We start from the raw sequence: 17,773 nt of genomic DNA on the forward strand, positions 1-17,773 counted from the left end.
GCAATTAGGATTGATTAACAAGTAAGATCAAAATAAGTTATATGCTTTTTTTAAAACTTTTAAGGGAAAGTTTTTTGTTTGCCGGCGATGCCCTGCGGCAGAACAAAACACGTACGTTGCTGTCATTGCTTGGGGTAACTATTGGTATATTTACTATCATAGCTGTACAATCGGCAGTTGATACCCTGCGTAATAATCTGCAAAATAGTGTTAATAAGCTGGGTAATAACAGTATATATGTGCAAAAGTGGCCCTGGGTAGGCGGGAGCGATTTCCCCTGGTGGAAATACCTGCAAAGGCCCGAATCTGACCTTCGCGATTTTAACGAACTTTCGCGCCGTATCACAACAGCCGAGGCATTATCATACGAAATAAATATTGATAACCGCACCATAAAGTATAAAAGCAACACGGTTGAAGGCGCCCAGGTAGACGCTGCATCACAGGATCATGACAAAACCTGGAATTTTGACTTGGAGAGTGGTCGTTACTTTACCGAAATGGAATCAAAAACCGGTGCGCCTATAACCGATATCGGTTATGATATAGCCCAGGCCCTTTTCCCCGATGGCGATGCTGTAGGTAAGCAGATTAAGGTGATGGGGCGGTATGTGACCATTGTAGGCGTGTTTTCAAAACAGGGTAAGGATATGCTTGGTATCTCTACAGATAAGGAGGTGCTGCTGCCCCTTAACTTTGCCCGCAACTTAATTGATATACAGAGTTCAAAATATGGTCCTTCAATTATTGTGCGCGGTAAAAAAGGGATCCCGACCGATGATGTTGAAAGCGAGATCAAAGGACTTATGCGTTCTATCAGGAGGCTGAGGCCCGGAGCCGATGATAATTTTTCGTTAAACCGTACAACCATGATCACCCAGCAGCTCGACGATCTTTTTAAAGTGGTCAACATTGCCGGTGCTATCATTGGCGGGTTCTCCATTTTAGTTGGTGGTTTTGGTATCGCTAATATCATGTTCGTATCGGTAAAGGAACGCACCAATATCATAGGGATACAAAAATCATTAGGGGCTAAAAACTATTTCATATTATTGCAGTTTTTAATTGAATCGGTTTTGCTTTGTTTTGTGGGCGGGATCATCGGGTTGTTTTTTGTATATCTGGCCACGTTTGCCGTAAAGGCCGCTTTAGATGTACAGGTAATACTTGATGCTGCTAACGTTACACGGGGTTTAAGCTATTCAATTATAATAGGGGTGATAGCTGGCATTATTCCCGCGTATTCGGCCTCGAGGCTGGACCCGGTAGAAGCTATCCGTACAAACTAATTGTAATATGAAAATAATTAAAGAATTTTGTTTTTTAGCGGCTTTAGCTGTTGCCGCTGCGTGTAACCAGCCTGCCAAACAACAGGATATTGCTAAAGTGGATACGACTGCTGCTGCCAAGCCTGCGGCCGAAGCCCAGGTTGCAGATACAGGTAACACCAGTGATGTTTTTAAGGCTTATATCGCTTTAAAAGATGAGTTTGTTAAATCGGACCCCGCCGGCATAAAAACAGCTGCTACAGCTTTAGAAGGTAAGCTTTCTGGTATAAAAGGCTGCAGCGAAACAGCTGCTGTGGCGCACCAGATAAGCAATGCAGCGGATATCAAAGCCCAGCGCGAAGCGTTTTTGGTATTAAGTAAAGATGTTATCGCTTTGGTAAAAGGTGCGAAATTCAAGTCGGCGCCAATTTATGTTGACTTTTGCCCGATGGCCGATGGAGGAAAAGGGGGGTACTGGCTTTCGTCAACAAAACCAATTGTAAACCCCTATTTTCCGGAGCACATGAAAGAGTGCGGAACTGTGAAGGAACAGATTAACTAAGACCGTTGATCCTTCTTGATTACACCGATTACGTTGATGATATTTAAAGCGATAGGCGATCCCTGTCGCTTTTTTTATTTTGAACCATGATTTTCATGATTGAAGGATTTTATGATATTTTAAAGCGATTTGCATACTGATCGCTTCGCCGCCCGTAGACTTCGTCTATGGATGATTTATGTATGTGGTTGCAAACCAAATATATAGGCTATTGTGATATGATTTCATTAGTGTGTAGGGCTGGAGTTACAAACTCCCGGCATAGTTCACCCGAAGGCATAGGCTTCGAATAACGGGGACTTCGAATAGCGGAGGTTTTTAAACCTTTAGCCTTTAACCTTTTACCTTTCGCCTCGATCCCAGATTGAACATCCTAACTCCGAAATTACACTGATTGCCTGATATGTTTTGCCAATTTGCTGTACAGTACTTCAGGAACAAAAGGTTTAGTCAAATAATCACACATACCCGCTTCCAGCGCTTGTTGGTAGGTTTCGGGCATGGCGTCGGCCGTGAGGGCTATGATGGGCAAGTCGGGCTGTGTTTGTTTAATCATCGCCGTTGCTTCAAAGCCGTCCATAACAGGCATCTGCAAGTCCATAATAATAAGATCATAAGAGTTTTGGTTAACCAGGTCGACAGCTATTTGCCCATTTGATGCTTCCTGAACCTGGGCATTCCAGCGCCTTAAAAATTTGCCGGCTATCATCAGGTTCATTTTGTTGTCATCAACAACTAAAATATTCATGCCCCGTAAGTTGTAGTCTGAAGCATTCGCCGCAACAGCAACCGGTTTCATGACAGCGACCTCAGGAGCGAGGGTAAAGTTTATAGCAAAACTAAATGTGGTACCCTTACCCAGTTCGCTTGATACAGCAATTGTACCTTTATGCAGTTCAACCAGCCGTTTAGTAATAGCGAGGCCTAAACCGGTACCTCCATAGTCATTATCAATTACCTGTTGGCCCTGCATAAAAGGATCAAAAACAATGTTGAAGCTTTCGGGCGAAATGCCTATTCCTGTATCGGTAACCGCAAATTTAATATTAACGGTGTTTGGGGTTATCACATCCTTATCCAACCGGATAATAACTTTACCCGTATGTGTAAATTTAATGGCATTGCTGATCAGGTTATTAAGTACCTGGCTCAGCCGCATGGCATCGCCCATTAAATCTCCGGGAATGGTATCATCTATTATCAATTCAAGCGTCAGTTTTTTTTCGGCCGCCTTTGGCTCAAAAGATTGCTTTATTTTATGGATTAGCTGGTGAATGTTGAACCTTGAGTTATTCAGTTCCAGCTTGCCAGCCTCAATCTTATTATAATCTAAAATGTCATTGATAATGGCCAGCAGGTTTTCGCCCGAAAACTTGAGCGTATTGAGGTATTCCATCTGTTCGGGCCTTGGGTTTTCGTCAAGCAGCAGGTTGGTTGTACCAATAACCGCGTTCATCGGCGTACGGATCTCATGGCTCATGATGGATAAAAATTCCGACTTGAACTTAGACGACTTTTCGGCCATTTCTTTAGCCCATATTAGGTCCTGTCGTGCTTTCTCCTGGTTTGTTATGTCTTCGCCAAGCGCTGTGGTCTCTTTAAAAACGCCGTTTTCGTCATAAAAAACCGTATTTTGCCAGCTTATGATCCGTTGCTCGCCGTTACGGCAAATAATAGGGTTAATGTAATGCGGTAAAAAACTGTCATTTATAAACCAGCTCGTTAAAAAATCTTTCAGATCATCGGGAATAAAATTGTCCATCCAATTCATGCCAATGATCTCGGCCTGGGTATATCCTACCAGGTTTGCCAGGTATTTGTTGCAAAAGGTAACAATGCCACTGTCGTTAACCGTTATTGCTATCATATTAACAGTTTCTAATACCCGCCGGTATTTGCTTTCGACGTTTCTGAAATCAAGCTCAGCCTGTTTGCGTTCTGTAATATCCTGCAGGGTGCCTATAATTTTGCGCACACTTCCGTCTTCATTATAAAGGCGTTTGCCGGCTATAATACTCAGGTGTTTGATATTGCCGCCAGTAGTTATGATGCGGTATTCATAGGATGAATCCATGTTGCTTAACTCGTTACGCAATAAGCTCCTGACAATAAACCTGTCGTTAGGATGTACATGCTTAAGCAGCACCTTTATAAAACAGTGCTGGCGTGAAGAGGTATCCCGGTCAAGCTCATAAATGCCGTTCAGCTCCTCCGACCAGGACAGGCGACGCGACGCTACGTCATATTTCCAGTTGCCTATTTTAGCAATGGCCTGGGCTTCCATCAGTTCAAGCTGGCTTAGTTTAACTGCTTTATCGGCAAGGCGGGCTTCGGTAATATCCTGGATAATGCCAAATGTGCGCGTAACTGTGGCTGACAGTAATTTCTTTTCGCCGCGTTGGATCCTGATATATTTTAAGTTGCCCGCCGGTGTGATAAATTTATGCTCAAGTTGGTTTTGTGTTGTTGTACGGATGGATGCAAGGTATTCAAAAACGTTCTCCCTGTCGTCAGGATGTACCAGGCTTATATAATATTGAAAGTGGTTCGTGCCGGTGGGGATATCTTCAATCCCGAGCAGGTCATTGAGGTTGGCCGACCAAAATGTTTCCTTACTCTCATGGTCATACCACCAGTTGCCTATTTTAGCAATGTTTTGAGCTTCAAGTAACAAGCCTTCGTTTTCTTTAAGGGCCCGTTCATATTTCTTTTGCTCGGTTATATCCACTACTGAGGCCGAGATCCGGCCGGTATAACCTGTTGTTTTATCAAAAACAGGAGTAAAGTTAGCTGTAAAGGAATGTCCGCTGTCGTAATCAGATAAAAACTCTATTGATATGGGTTTGCGGTTTTCTATTACGTAGTTTAAAGCGCTGTCATACTTTTCGGCTTTTTGCGGGCCCACTACCTTATCGAGCGTTTTGCCAATCGCTATCCGCGGATCAACTACGCGCTCGGTCATTTCATTAAACCATACATTAATACAGGTTTTGTTTTCATCAAACTCAAAAATGATGTCATTTAACGAGTTAATGAGCGCGTTGAGATGATTACGACTTTCACGCAGCTTGGCGTCATTAACCATAAGGCTTTGGTTAAGCTTCATCACGTTATTAACAGCATTTTTTAGTTGGTATTGATAAGCCATCACCACTAAAAATGAGACATAGGCTATTACAGTGAAAACCAAAATAAGTACGATCAGCACTGCGGGCGAAATGGCGAGCCTGGGCGCAGTAAAATAGGCGGTTATAATAGCTGCAAGGTTAGCTTCGCAGATAATTATGAATTCCCTGCTTTTTTTGCAAAAAAGGGTTAACGCAATAAAAATGGTTATTGCGCTAAACAGGTACACATGTTCAAACCCGTTTTTGGCAAGTAAAATGCAGTTGTTTATGACCAGGAAAGACAAAACGGTGGCAAAGATCCCCGCTTTATAAAAAACCTTATTATTAATGAAAGAAAAAAATAGCGTGATAGCACACAAAAAACAGTTTATAGCCCTTAGCCAAAAAGGATCGTAAGAATTGTGGAAGCAAAGATAGTGTAACGAGGGACTTGCAATAAATAAGCCTATGAGTAAAAGGCGATAAACGGTAGCTTGGTTTTGGATCATTACCAATGAGTTACCTTTTAACGACATGTTTTGCAGTAATTTTTTAATCAATTATTAACGTCTATAAGCACAAATACAGGTTGTAAAATAATAAATTTGGCCGAAAATTTTTACAAACAGTAAATTATATTAGCGGTTATTAATACGCAGATTTATTTACATTTGTTGCAGATACAAATTTCTATGGCGGAAACAGCACAACTAAAAATTGGTGATAAAACATTTGAGCTCCCTGTAATTGAGGGCACTGAAGGTGAAAAGGCAATCGATATTTCTAAGCTTCGCGATCAAACCGGTTATGTAACCCTTGATATCGGGTACAAAAATACAGGCGCTACCAAAAGCGCCATTACTTTTTTAGATGGCGAGCAGGGAATACTTAAATATCGTGGTTATCCAATTGAGCAATTAGCCGAAAAATCATCATTTATTGAAGTTGCTTATTTGCTGATCTATGGCGAGCTGCCATCTGCCGAAAAGCTAAAATCATTCCAGTACGAGCTAAGCCGCCATACTTTGGTGCATGAGGACATGAAAAAGTTTTTTGATGGCTTTCCGTCAAAATCGCACCCGATGGGGCAGCTGTCGTCATTGGTATCTGCATTATCGGCTTTTTATCCCGAATCATTAAAGCCATCCCAAACCACCGAAGAGCTTAACCAAAGCATTATTAAAATGCTTGCAAAAATGGCTACCGTGGTTTCATGGATCTATAAAAAATCGTTAGGGCACCCTGTTATCTATCCTCAAAATAAATACGATTACGTTACCAACTTCCTGCACATGACTTTTGGTCAGCGTACAGAGGAGGTGGAGATCGATCCGGTGGTTATCGACGCTATGAACAAGCTGTTGATTTTACATGCCGATCATGAGCAAAACTGTTCTGCTTCTACCGTTCGCATAGTAGGTTCGTCCGATTCTAATATTTATGCTTCGGTATCTGCAGGCATTTCAGCGCTTTGGGGACCGCTACATGGCGGCGCCAACCAGGCTGTAATTGAAATGCTGGAGAAGATCAAAGAAGATGGTGGCGATACTGATAAATGGATTGCCAAGGCTAAAGACAAAAACGATCCTTTCCGTTTAATGGGTTTTGGTCACCGCGTTTATAAAAACTTTGATCCCCGTGCAAGGATCATTAAAAAAGCCTGCGACGATATTTTAGAAAAGCTGGGAGTTAATGACGAGGTACTGGAAATAGCCAAAAAACTGGAAGAGGTTGCCCTGAAAGATCCTTACTTTGTTGAGCGTAAACTTTATCCTAACGTTGATTTTTACTCCGGTATCATTTACCGCGCCTTAGGCTTCCCAACTGATATGTTCACTGTACTGTTTGCCCTTGGCCGTTTACCGGGATGGATTGCTCAATGGAAAGAAATGAAAGAAAACAAAGAACCTATCGGTCGTCCGCGCCAGATTTACGTTGGCGCCACCTCTAAAGAGTATGTGGAGATAGCAAAACGGTAATTTTTTGGTTCATGGGTTATGGATCATAGTTCATAGAAGAAAAAAATTACTTAAATAAGGAAGCGATGGGGGATGACCTCATCGCTTTTTTACCGTTGATTTTGGCTGTTTATTTTAAGAGTTGATTTTTATGATTTCGTCGATGGCTTTTCATGCTCATTCCTGAATTAACATCAACAAAATTAGCGTAATCATTAAAGATCAACGGTCAAAAAGAAGCCCCGCAGGTTTTCACCGTGTGGGGCCCAACATATATAAATCAATCAACTCTGTTATTTCTTTACTAAGGTGTAGGCAGCTTTTGTATTATCAGCAGCGTTTAACGCGAAGGTAACATGGTAAGTGCCTGCAACTGTTACAGGGATATTGTCGTTGTCAGATGACGCAAGTGTAGCACCGTCAGCACCTACCTTTGGAATGCCATAGCTTGTACCCCAGTCATGGTTACGACGTACTTTAAACTCTCCCGCAGTTAAGGCAACAGTAGTTTGCCAAACCTGGTTTCCGTTATCGTATTTAAGGTCAGTATCGGTATTCCATGCAACACCCGGAGTGGCACTGCCAATAAGGCTGTAATAATATTTTACGGCTTCAAAGCTTATTGTTTTAGCATTCATATCAACAGTTACCCAGGTTAAGCCGGCAGCGGGAGCGCTAATATTTGGCGGATTGCCGGTTCCCTGAGTTATTTTGCCCGGCCCGTCCGAACCATAGTTGCCATCATAGTTTTTCTTGGTTGGCAATACTTTAAAATCAAGTTTACCGGCAGGGAAATTAATAACGCCTGTATAAATGCCGTTACTTGTGGCCGATAACAGGCTGTCAACATTAGCACTGGGTACGGCCCAATCTTCATAGGCGCCAGCGAGGTAAATAAATGAGGTTAATGGGAAAGGTGTTACTGTAAGCGAAATTACGTTTGAGTAGGTAGGAGTAACTACCGAACCTGAAAATTGTGTTTTTAACCTTGCCTTTACCGTTGTTGAAACGCCGGTTGGCAGGTTCATTCCCAGCAAAATGTTGTTAAAGTCAAGCACATTGAAAGCTTTTGAAGTCGCCTTCAAATCTATGGAAACCTCTTTTGGGCTTGAGAAATCGTCAGTGGTACTAAATTGAATACTGTTTGATACTGCAGCTTTAAATCCATAATCGGGAGATTTGATGGTGAAGGCAACTGCTTCGCCATCAAGATTTGCTTTGCTCAAGGCTGGGGTTGTTGTACTTGCAGTAAATGATCCTTTAGCTTTTGATGGATCGGCTACGACCTTTGTTTCGTCCTTTTTACAGGATGCCAGCATCATCACGGCAATACCGCCCAGGGCCAGGAATTTCGTAAATGATTTTTTCATGTTTTTTTCTGAAATTGAATTTGAAATATCGTTAACGGGAGGGTGGATACTCTCTGCGCCTCCCGCATATTTTTTAATAGCCTGCGTTTTGTTTTAGGTTAGGGTTGGCAGCAACATCACTTGTTGGTAACGGATAAATACTGCGGTAGCTTTCAACGCCTTTCCCTCCTTTAACGCCTCCTTTAAACGGCCACAGGTAAGTGGCCTCAACAAACTTTTTGTACCTGATCAAATCCGTACGGCGGAAGCCTTCCCAATAAAGTTCGCGGCCCCTTTCATCAAGGATCTGGTCTGTTGTGATGCTGGTTACATTGCCGCTTGCATTGCCATAGGCCCTTTCACGCAGCTTATTGATATAACTTACAGCAAGGCCCATGTCGCCGCCTGTGCCGCCCCTTGTTGTTGCTTCGGCATATATCAGGTATTGTTCTGCAAGCCTGAAAATAGGAAGGTCCATATCAGCATACTCAAGGCTTGAACCCGGTTTGCCATCGGCAATTTTCACATTTTTGAATTTTGAAATAGCATATCCATCTGTAAAGGTGCTGATATCTGAAATTTCAAGGTTTTGCCCGTTGGTATAAAACTGGGCACGTTTATCGGCACTTGAAGCACCATTTGGAAACAGGTTTACCAAAGCTTTGGTGGTACGCAAACCGGCCCATCCACCGCTAATACCATAATCAGCCGCCGGCATTGAGCCGCCAACAGGCGCGTGGGTCATAAAGGTAGCACCGCCGTAGCTTTGCGTGCGCAAGCCATCGTAGTTAATGGTTAAGATAAACTCATCTGTATTTACGTTATTGTCGGCGCGCATCAGTTTAGTATAATCACTGATCAATTTGTAACCGCCGTTTTCAATAACTTTCTTTGAGTAAGTGATAGCGTCAGCATAACGTGCAGTGCCGGTATAAACTTCGGCATTTAGGTAAATCCTGGCCAGCAATGCCCACTCGGCAGCCTGGTCGGCACGGCCATATTCGTTGGTCCGGGGTTTTGCTAAAGTTCCGTCAATCGCTTTGAGCTCACTTTCAATATAATTAAATAGGTCTTTGCGGGTTATTTGTTTTGGTAAGGTTGATCCAAGGGCATCATTTTCGGTAACAAACGGAGGATTTGCAAAAAGGTCCATTAATACCGAATACTGATAAGCCCTTAAGAAACGCGCCTCAGCGGCATACATTTTGATGTTGGTGGCATCAGCTCCTGAAATGCCCCTGCTGCTCAGGTTAGCGTCTGTTGACTGACGAATAAAATCGTTAGCCAAGGTTATCTGGTAAACTGCTCTGTAATAAATACCTTTCAGGAACAGGTTGCTTGATGACCAGGACATATTGTGGAAGTCGGGCAGACCAGGGTCGCCCCATCCAACAACAGCTTCGTCAGTGGGTAGTTCTTCCGCGCACCACATCAAACGGTAAAAATCGGATGTTCCTTCGTCAATACCCTGAACATCGCCATTACCAGCAGGACCTGAATTGCCTGTTAATGCATATGCGGCATATACTTTGGCAAATGCCTGCTTGTAACCTTCCGGAGAATTATATACCTGTGCCGATGTCAGGTCGTTTGTAGGGATCAGGTCAAGCTTTTTATTGCATGATACTGAACCTGCGGCTATCAGGCCGCCGATTAATATAAGTTTTATTGAATTTTTTTTCATGTTGATTTCTTTTAAAATGATCAGCTATAAGGTTATAGTGATAAATTAAGCCCTAAAACATAGGTACGTGGCCGCGGATACAGGTTGTTATCGATACCTGTTCCTATTTCAGGGTCAACACCTTTATATTTAGTAATTACAAACACATTTTGCACGTTAGCGCTTAATCTTAAGTTCCCGGTATTTTTAAATACTTTACCAAAATTGTAACCTACGTTTATATTGTCCATGCGGATAAATGAAGCGTTTTGGATATAGTAATCTGACAGCACATTTTTATCACTGTTTCCGGTCAAACCGCTTTGCAGTACATTGGTTGATCCATTGTTTATAACACCGATAGGGTTAATGATGCTTCTTTGGGTGCCGGTGCTTGAAAACACGTTGTTATACGCGTAATTGCCAACACTTGCTCTTGCAGTAAAACCAGCTGACCATTTTTTGTAGTTTACGTTTGATGTTAAACCGAAATAGCCTTTAGGGTCAGGGCTTTTGTAATGATATAAGTCCTGATCGTTTATTACGCCATCGCCGTTACGGTCAACAAATACGCCATCAAGCGGTTTGCCGTCGGCACCATAAACCTGTTGGTATACATAAAATGAGTAGCGTGGATAGTTAACCGAATTGATCTGGATGTTTTGACCGGTTCCGCCCGAAATGCCGCCGGTAGGGCTGCCTGCATAGCTTGGATCTGGCGCTATAGTAAGTTTGGTGATTTTGTTTTGGTTATAAGTAGCGTTAAGGCCTATGCTCCAGGTAAGGTCGGTACTCCTGATAATATCCGCATTGATATTAAATTCAACACCGCTGCTGGTAGCGTCGCCAATATTAGCAACAATTTCGTTCGAGAAATTTGAACCGGCCGGTTGCGAGATCTTGTTTAGCAGATTGGTGGTTTTTCTGTGATAGTAATCAATAGTACCGGTTATACGGTTGTCGGCAAAGCCAAAGTCAAAACCAACGTTGGCGGATGTGGTTTCTTCCCAGGTTCTGTTAGGATAATAGCCACCCGGGCGGTACAAGTTATAAAATTTATCGCCTAACTGGTACTGAGCGGTATTGTTGCTGAGGTTGTAATATGATATATAGCTATAATTCTCGCCGATATCCTGCTGGCCTGTTTTACCATAACCTAAGCGCAATTTCAGGTCAGATAAAACTTTTGATCCTTTAAGAAAATCTTCCTGGATCATTTTCCATGCAAAGGCCGCGGATGGAAAGGTACCATATCTTCTGTCTGGTGCAAACTTTGATGATCCGTCCCTTCTTACTGTACCTGTTAAAATGTATTTATCGTCATAAATATAATTTACACGGCCATAAACTGATATCAGCCGGTTTTCGGGTTTATCGAAAGGATAAACTGGTTTTGATACAATTGTACCATCAGCAGTCACATCAGGAAAATTGTAGGTTGTAGTTTTGAAATCCTGGTATGAATAACCTGCTACCGCATCAATATGGCTTTTAATGTCTTTTATATCTTTAGCATAGCTCAAATAGCCTTCAAATATTTTATTTGACTGCAATTGTTTGTATTGAGTGTTTGTACCGCCATGGAAAACCCCGGCGGCATCTTTATATCTTTTATAGCCAGATGCAGCGCTATCGTTTACAAACACAGTGCCACGACCGTTTGATACGTCATAACCAAGGTTCACGTTAGCATGCAGCTCAGGAAGAAAGTGGAATTTATAATCTAAGGTTAAGTTGCCGATGCTGCGGTAAACATTACTTTTATCATCGCGTTGTTCCAATAAACCAAGCGGGTTTAAAGGCGCGAGTGATTTAAGGCCGTTAACCGAAGATGGGTCAAGCCACTCATAGTATCCGCCAAAACGGTTATTACCCGAATATACCGGAAGGGTAGGATTAAAGCTAACTGCCGAGCCAATAGCGTCCTGATTGGCAAACCTTTGTTTTACATTTGCGCCTTTAACGTTTAAATTAACTTTAAGGTGATCAGTAAAAAAGCTTGGGCTTAAATTAATAGCACCGGTAAAACGCCTCAATGAGCCGGTTTTTAAGATACCTTCCTGGTTAAGGTACCCTGCCGAAACACGGTATGGCAATACTTTAGTAGCACCAGATACGCTGATATTGTTATCGGTGGTTTGTGCGGTTTGATATATTTGTTTTTGCCAGTCGGTATTTGCTGTACCCAATAAAGCTTGTTGAGCGGTTGTGCCATTAGCTTTAACATAGTCACGCAATTGATCGGCACTTAAAACACTAACTTCCTTGCCCAATTTGGATACAGAAAATTGCGAACTGAAATCGACGGTTGGTTTTCCCTTTTTACCTTTTTTGGTTGTAATCAAAATTACGCCGTTTGATGCCCTATTACCATAAATGGCGGTAGCTGATGCATCTTTTAATACTGAAAACGACTCGATGTCATTAGGGTTTATTAGACTTAAAGGGTCGGCAACACCGGATATTTTTGAAGTACCGTCGGCGTTGCGGGCGTTATCCAACGGCACACCATCAATAACAATAAGCGGGTCGTTGCTGGCAGATAAGGAAGCACCACCGCGAATACGGATCTTGCTACCTGCACCAGGCGCACCACTGTTTGATATTACGGATACACCTGCAACCTTACCGGCAATTAATTGCTCGGGGGTGGTAATAACGCCTTTTTGAAAATCTTTAGCGGTTACATTGGTGATAGAGCCTGAAAGATCTTTTTTACGCTGGGTACCGTAACCTATAACCACTACCTCGTTAAGGCTTTTGCTTTCGGGAGCGAGGCTGAAGTTTTCGACGGTTGCGCCATTAACGGTTACTGTTTTTTTGATGGTAATATAACCGATAAATTTTACACTTAGGGTGTAAGTACCGGCTTTAACATTGTTAATGGCGTAGTTACCATTAGGGTCGGTAGTTGAACCAATAGTGGTACCATCGACAGTAACCGTAGCACCGGGGAGGGGCTGGTTGGTTTCGTCAGATACCTTTCCTTTAATACTCCCGGTTTGTGAAAATGCCATGAATGACATCATCAGGAAAGCACAAAGAAGAACATACTTTTTTGAGTAATTTTTTCTCATTTACTTATTGATTTTTATGAATAAAAAAAGGCTTATTTTGCCGTCTATAATTGGTTTATTATTGTGGCCGAAACAGCATGCGACTAATTTACATTTACAAATATCAATTGCAAATTTTATATAAAAGATAATTTTAAAGCGTTTAATTAAGTCTTTTTTAACTTTGACGAAATATTGAAATTTATTAAAGTAGTGGGGAAAAATTATTGTTTTTGTGCGAAATTTAGATTTAAACGCATATTTGTGAAATAAGTAAGTGTCAGGTGTACACAATAGGTGATTTTACTTTTATGCAACTCAATTCCGGGAACGTTCCCGGCAACGTTCCCGGTTTTTAGCTTTTTATGATGATGAAAAAAATAATTTTCTGCGCGTTTTTGATTTTTGGCCAAAATTTTTTGCTTTTTAGCCAGGTGAAAATCTCCTTTTTTATCGGCAAAATTGCAGCCCTGAAAAGCCCGTCGGACCGCCTTTTTTTGGCAGGTAATTTTAATGGCTGGAACCCTGCCGATAAGACCTGGGAACTTGTTAAAAACAACAAGGGAAATTATACCTTAAACAAGGAATTACCTGCCGGCATTATCCATTTTAAAGTAACCCGCGGCAACTGGAATACAGTAGAATGTGACGCCACAGGCAAAGCCATCGAAAACAGAACTCTCAAGATACAAGGTGATACAACTGTTCGGCTTGATATAGCTGGCTGGCAGGATAATTTTGCACAGCCTGAAAAGAAGCACACAGCTACAGAGAGGGTGCATGTAATCAGCGAACAATTTGAGATGCCGCAATTAGGCAGACAGCGGAGGGTTTGGATCTATTTACCGGCAGGTTATGAGGCAGACAAAAAGAAATACCCGGTAATTTACATGCACGATGGGCAAAACCTTTTTGATGAATACACCTCAAGCTATGGCGAATGGGGGATTGATGAGCTCATGGATAGGATACCTGTTCAACAGGAAAGCATCATAGTAGGTATCGATCATGGAGGCGAGTACCGCATAACCGAGTATGACCCGTATAATTCAAAATATGGTGAAGGCAGGGGAGACGATTATGTTCAATTTTTGATTAAAGAGCTTAAGCCATATATTGATGCTCATTACCGTACCCAAACTGATGCCGCGCACACAACAATTGCGGGCAGCTCCATGGGCGGACTTATCTCGATGTATGCCGCGCTTAAATACCCCGGGGTGTTTGGAAATGCAGGGGTATTTTCGCCCGCATTCTGGATAGCGCCGCAAATTTATGACCAGGCACAACAGGCTGCAATAAATAAAAATAGCCGTTTTTATTTCGTTTGCGGCGATGCAGAAAGCGCCAGTATGGTAGCCGATATGCAAAAAATGGCCAATTTGCTGAAATCAAGAGGGGTAAAACCCGAAAACGCCCCCGTTACTGTAATCAAAGGCGCATCCCACAATGAAAAGCAATGGAACGGCGACTGGCCTGGGTTTTATAAATGGTTGATGGAGTTTTGAAGGAGTCGGAAAGTCTGAAGTCCGTAAGTCGGGAAGTCCGTGAGTCTGCAAAGGCAATTATCGAAAAAGCTTTAATGATCTTTCGGACTTACGGACTTCCCGACTTTCGGACTAAATTTGCGGACCTCCGACTTTCGGACTAAATTACACCCCATGACCATCGAAGAAATATTAAAACAATACTGGAACCATGACACCTTCAGGCCCATGCAGGCCGAGATCATCCAGTCTGTTTTATTAGGAAATGATACTTTGGCGCTGTTGCCTACCGGCGGCGGTAAATCAGTTTGTTTCCAGGTGCCGGCGTTGGCTAAAGAGGGGATCTGTATAGTGGTGTCGCCGCTTATTGCGCTCATGAAAGACCAGGTTGAAAACCTTCGGGCCAAAGGCATCAACGCGATATCCATAGTATCGGGAATGGGTCGCCGTGAGATGGACCTGGCGCTGGATAATTGCATTTATGGTTCGGTAAAGTTCCTGTACCTGTCGCCCGAGCGCCTGCTGAGCGAATTGGTGCGCGAGCGGGTGAAGTACATGAAAGTAAACCTCTTCGCTGTAGATGAAGCGCATTGTATTTCGCAATGGGGTTATGATTTCAGGCCGCCGTACCTGCATATTGCCGATCTGCGGGAGCTGCATCCCAACGTGCCCGTGCTTGCGCTTACAGCAACAGCTACCGCCGATGTTAAGGCCGATATTCAAGAAAAGCTGAAATTCAAAAATCCGGTAGTTTACCAGCAAAGTTTTGAGCGGCGCAATATCAGCTACGTGGTACAGCATGAGGAAGATAAGTTTCGTAAAATGCTCAATATCGTACGCGGTGTCAAGGGAAGCGGCATTGTATATGTACGGAGCAGGAAGGAAACTTTTGAGATAGCGAAGTTCCTGACGGATAACGGTATAAGGGCCGATTATTACAACGCAGGCCTGACTGTTGACCAGCGCGCCGAAAAGCAGGAGGCCTGGAAAAATAACCGGGTACGGGTGATCGTAGCTACCAATGCTTTTGGTATGGGGATAGATAAACCGGATGTACGGTTTGTGATCCACAAGGATATTCCCGAAAGTTTAGAAGCCTATTATCAGGAAGCCGGCCGGGGCGGCCGCGATGGTAATAAAGCTTTTGGCGTACTGCTATATAACCCTGCCGATAAGCTGAAACAGGAAAAGATGTATGAGCTTAATTTTCCATCGGTTGAGGAGATTAAGCAGGTGTACCATAGCCTGGCCAATTACTACCAGGTAGCTTATGAGGCCGGCGAGGGTTTAAGCTTTGATCTCGACCTTGGCGAATTTTGCAGCCGCTTCAAGCTCGATGCTATTAAAACGCTCAACGCCCTTAAGTTTTTAGAGCGTGACGAATACCTTGCTTTTAACGAAAGCGTATTTTTACCCTCGCGTTTTCAGTTTGAGGTAGTTAACGAGCAACTATACAACTTCCAGATCCAGAACGCCGGCTGGGACCCTTTTATCAAAACCCTGCTGCGCTCATACGGGGGGGCTTTTGAAAATTATGTGCGTATAAAGGAGTTTGATATCGCAAGGCGAACAGGTTTAAGCGTTCAGCAGGTTATTGAAGGGATGTTGCAATTGCAGCAGTATGGATTGCTTAGCTATATGCAACAAACTGATAAACCCCAGGTTACCTATTTAAAACCACGGGTACAGGGAAGCCACCTCATTATCGACAGGAAATATATAGAGCAGCGCAAAGAAGTGTACCGTCAAAAAATGGAAGCTGTTTTTGCCTACGCTATTCATAAACGCTGCCGGAGCCAAATGTTGCTGGCTTATTTTGATGAACCAAATGGCCGTAAATGCGGGATCTGCGATGTTTGCCTTGAGGAAAAACGCAGGGTAAATCAAGACGAAATTTTCGACAACATCACCACCGAAATAGTACAATTGCTCAGCATTAGCAACCCCGATATCGGCGGACTGATAACCGGGATCAACATCGGTACCGAAAAAGAAAAAATGGAGGCCGTACGCCTGCTGCTCGATGCAGGGAAGATTAAAACCGATGGCGAGGCTTATTATTTGAGTTGATAGGTTGTATAACAAGGGTTTTCACCCGTCCACCATGCCCAGAAACTCTAAAGGAGAAATAACAATATAAAAAAGGGGCCTGTCACCCTGAGCCTGTCGAAGGGTCGCGCGCAGAGGCCTGCCCACGATGCTTCGAGTGCCTCAGCATGACCCCATTTTTAATTGTGTCGTGCTTCGATCTAATTTATCTTTCTTTCCCTCAAATTCTCCACCCCATTTCACCGGGAAAAATCACCCCTTTACCGACAAAAACCTGCCCTACAGCTAATTAGCCCAAGCCTGCTGTAACGTTTTTTATTTGAGATCGTCATATGTATGTATTCAATGAAATAAAATAATAATCACTTGACAATCAAAATATTAATACCATGAAAACTACATTAACCGCCATCGCTACCGTACTGTTTATGGTACTTGGCTTCGCAAACATCGCATCTGCAAATACTGCTAAAACTGATGCAGGCATCATTTTAACCGACATCAGCAAAATCAACAAAATTGAAGTTTACGGCAATGTTGAACTTTATATATCAAGCGGCCCGACCGACCAGGTGAAAGTTTACAACCGTTACTATTCTGAAAACGCTCTGGTTCAGTCACAAAAAGGCGTATTGCGCATCTCATCATATAAAGCCGAAAAATTGGTAGTTTGGGTAACTGCAAACCAATTAAGCGCCATTAACGCCTATGATAATGCCGAGATCAAATCATTCGGTTGCCTTTCAGGTATCGAGCTTGATGTTAAATTGAACAACAATGCATCTGCAAATCTTAGCCTGGATACTTACAGCGCGAGCATCACCCTAAGCGGTAATGCAAAAGCCGAGCTTAAAGGTAACACCAACGAGTACAGCCTAACCCGCAACGCAACATCAAATGTAAACAGCAATGGTTTAGCATATGCCCACGCCACCGAAACTTTGAATAAAGAAACCAGGCCGAGGGTCGATGACTTTGCAACTTTATAAGCGCCATTTTTTTGAGTCAATTATATATAGTGTAGCCGCTCCGAAAGGGGCGGCTTTTTTGCGTGCTTTTGCGTTGCAAACGAGCGCGTGTTAAAAGATGCTTTACTATTATTACCAATAAGATAACTAAAAAGTTATTGTTATGTTGAACTTGTTTCAATAATCTGCAGCGTTTATTTCAGGCGATATTCGCCATCTGCAACACCTTTATTGTTGATCTCAACAAAGTCTTTCTGCTCTGCCTCGTTCAGCCTTTGGCGATGAACTGCCATGGTAATTTGAACT

At 42.8% G+C, this 17,773-nt stretch carries 10 protein-coding genes; 6 read left to right on the forward strand and 4 right to left on the reverse strand.

Annotation, left to right across the window (positions count from 1 at the left end):
• Positions 1-41: 41 nt before the first annotated feature.
• Both FHW88_RS05640 and FHW88_RS05645 read left to right on the forward strand, forming a co-directional pair.
• The gene (locus FHW88_RS05640) at positions 42-1,289 is read left to right on the forward strand and encodes an ABC transporter permease (protein WP_091171548.1); all 1,248 of its coding nucleotides are present in this window, start codon (positions 42-44) and stop codon (positions 1,287-1,289) included.
• A gap of 7 nt (positions 1,290-1,296) precedes the next feature.
• Complete coding sequence (locus FHW88_RS05645; protein WP_176623784.1) at positions 1,297-1,830, forward strand: DUF3347 domain-containing protein; 534 nt, start codon at positions 1,297-1,299, stop codon at positions 1,828-1,830.
• Between the two features lie 385 nt (positions 1,831-2,215).
• Here the strand turns inward: FHW88_RS05645 and FHW88_RS05650 are convergent, their stop codons facing one another.
• Positions 2,216-5,497 (reverse strand): PAS domain-containing hybrid sensor histidine kinase/response regulator, encoded by a 3,282-nt coding sequence (locus tag FHW88_RS05650; RefSeq protein ID WP_176623786.1) that lies wholly within the window; start codon positions 5,495-5,497, stop codon positions 2,216-2,218.
• 132 nt (positions 5,498-5,629) lie between these two features.
• Here FHW88_RS05650 and FHW88_RS05655 point away from each other — a divergent pair, with 132 nt between their 5' ends.
• The gene (locus FHW88_RS05655) at positions 5,630-6,916 is read left to right on the forward strand and encodes a citrate synthase (RefSeq protein ID WP_176623788.1); all 1,287 of its coding nucleotides are present in this window, start codon (positions 5,630-5,632) and stop codon (positions 6,914-6,916) included.
• A 272-nt stretch (positions 6,917-7,188) separates the two neighbouring features.
• On the opposite strand, the gene FHW88_RS05660 is transcribed toward FHW88_RS05655, so the two are convergent.
• The 3 genes from FHW88_RS05660 to FHW88_RS05670 all read right to left on the reverse strand — a co-directional run bounded on the left by FHW88_RS05660 (position 7,189) and on the right by FHW88_RS05670 (position 12,984).
• Positions 7,189-8,265 carry a SusE domain-containing protein gene (locus FHW88_RS05660; protein ID WP_176623790.1) on the reverse strand — a complete coding sequence of 359 codons (1,077 nt, stop codon included), beginning with the start codon at positions 8,263-8,265 and terminating at the stop codon, positions 7,189-7,191.
• 73 nt (positions 8,266-8,338) lie between these two features.
• Positions 8,339-9,928, reverse strand: coding sequence for a RagB/SusD family nutrient uptake outer membrane protein (locus FHW88_RS05665; protein WP_176623792.1), 1,590 nt, complete (start codon positions 9,926-9,928; stop codon positions 8,339-8,341).
• A gap of 32 nt (positions 9,929-9,960) precedes the next feature.
• Positions 9,961-12,984 (reverse strand): SusC/RagA family TonB-linked outer membrane protein, encoded by a 3,024-nt coding sequence (locus FHW88_RS05670; RefSeq protein ID WP_176623794.1) that lies wholly within the window; start codon positions 12,982-12,984, stop codon positions 9,961-9,963.
• A 350-nt stretch (positions 12,985-13,334) separates the two neighbouring features.
• Between FHW88_RS05670 and FHW88_RS05675 the strand changes: the two genes are divergently transcribed.
• The 3 genes from FHW88_RS05675 to FHW88_RS05685 all read left to right on the forward strand — a co-directional run bounded on the left by FHW88_RS05675 (position 13,335) and on the right by FHW88_RS05685 (position 17,488).
• A complete protein-coding gene (locus FHW88_RS05675; protein ID WP_176623796.1) occupies positions 13,335-14,471 on the forward strand; it encodes an alpha/beta hydrolase in 1,137 nt (378 codons plus the stop codon).
• A 153-nt stretch (positions 14,472-14,624) separates the two neighbouring features.
• On the forward strand, positions 14,625-16,520 hold the full coding sequence (locus FHW88_RS05680) for an ATP-dependent DNA helicase RecQ (protein ID WP_176623798.1): 1,896 nt from the start codon (positions 14,625-14,627) through the stop codon (positions 16,518-16,520).
• Between the two features lie 368 nt (positions 16,521-16,888).
• Positions 16,889-17,488 (forward strand): GIN domain-containing protein, encoded by a 600-nt coding sequence (locus FHW88_RS05685; protein ID WP_176623800.1) that lies wholly within the window; start codon positions 16,889-16,891, stop codon positions 17,486-17,488.
• The last annotated feature ends 285 nt before the right edge of the window (positions 17,489-17,773 follow it).

Origin of the sequence: Mucilaginibacter sp. SG538B (assembly GCF_013376065.1) — a bacterium.
In the GTDB taxonomy this organism is placed as follows: Bacteria; Bacteroidota; Bacteroidia; order Sphingobacteriales; family Sphingobacteriaceae; genus Mucilaginibacter; species Mucilaginibacter rubeus.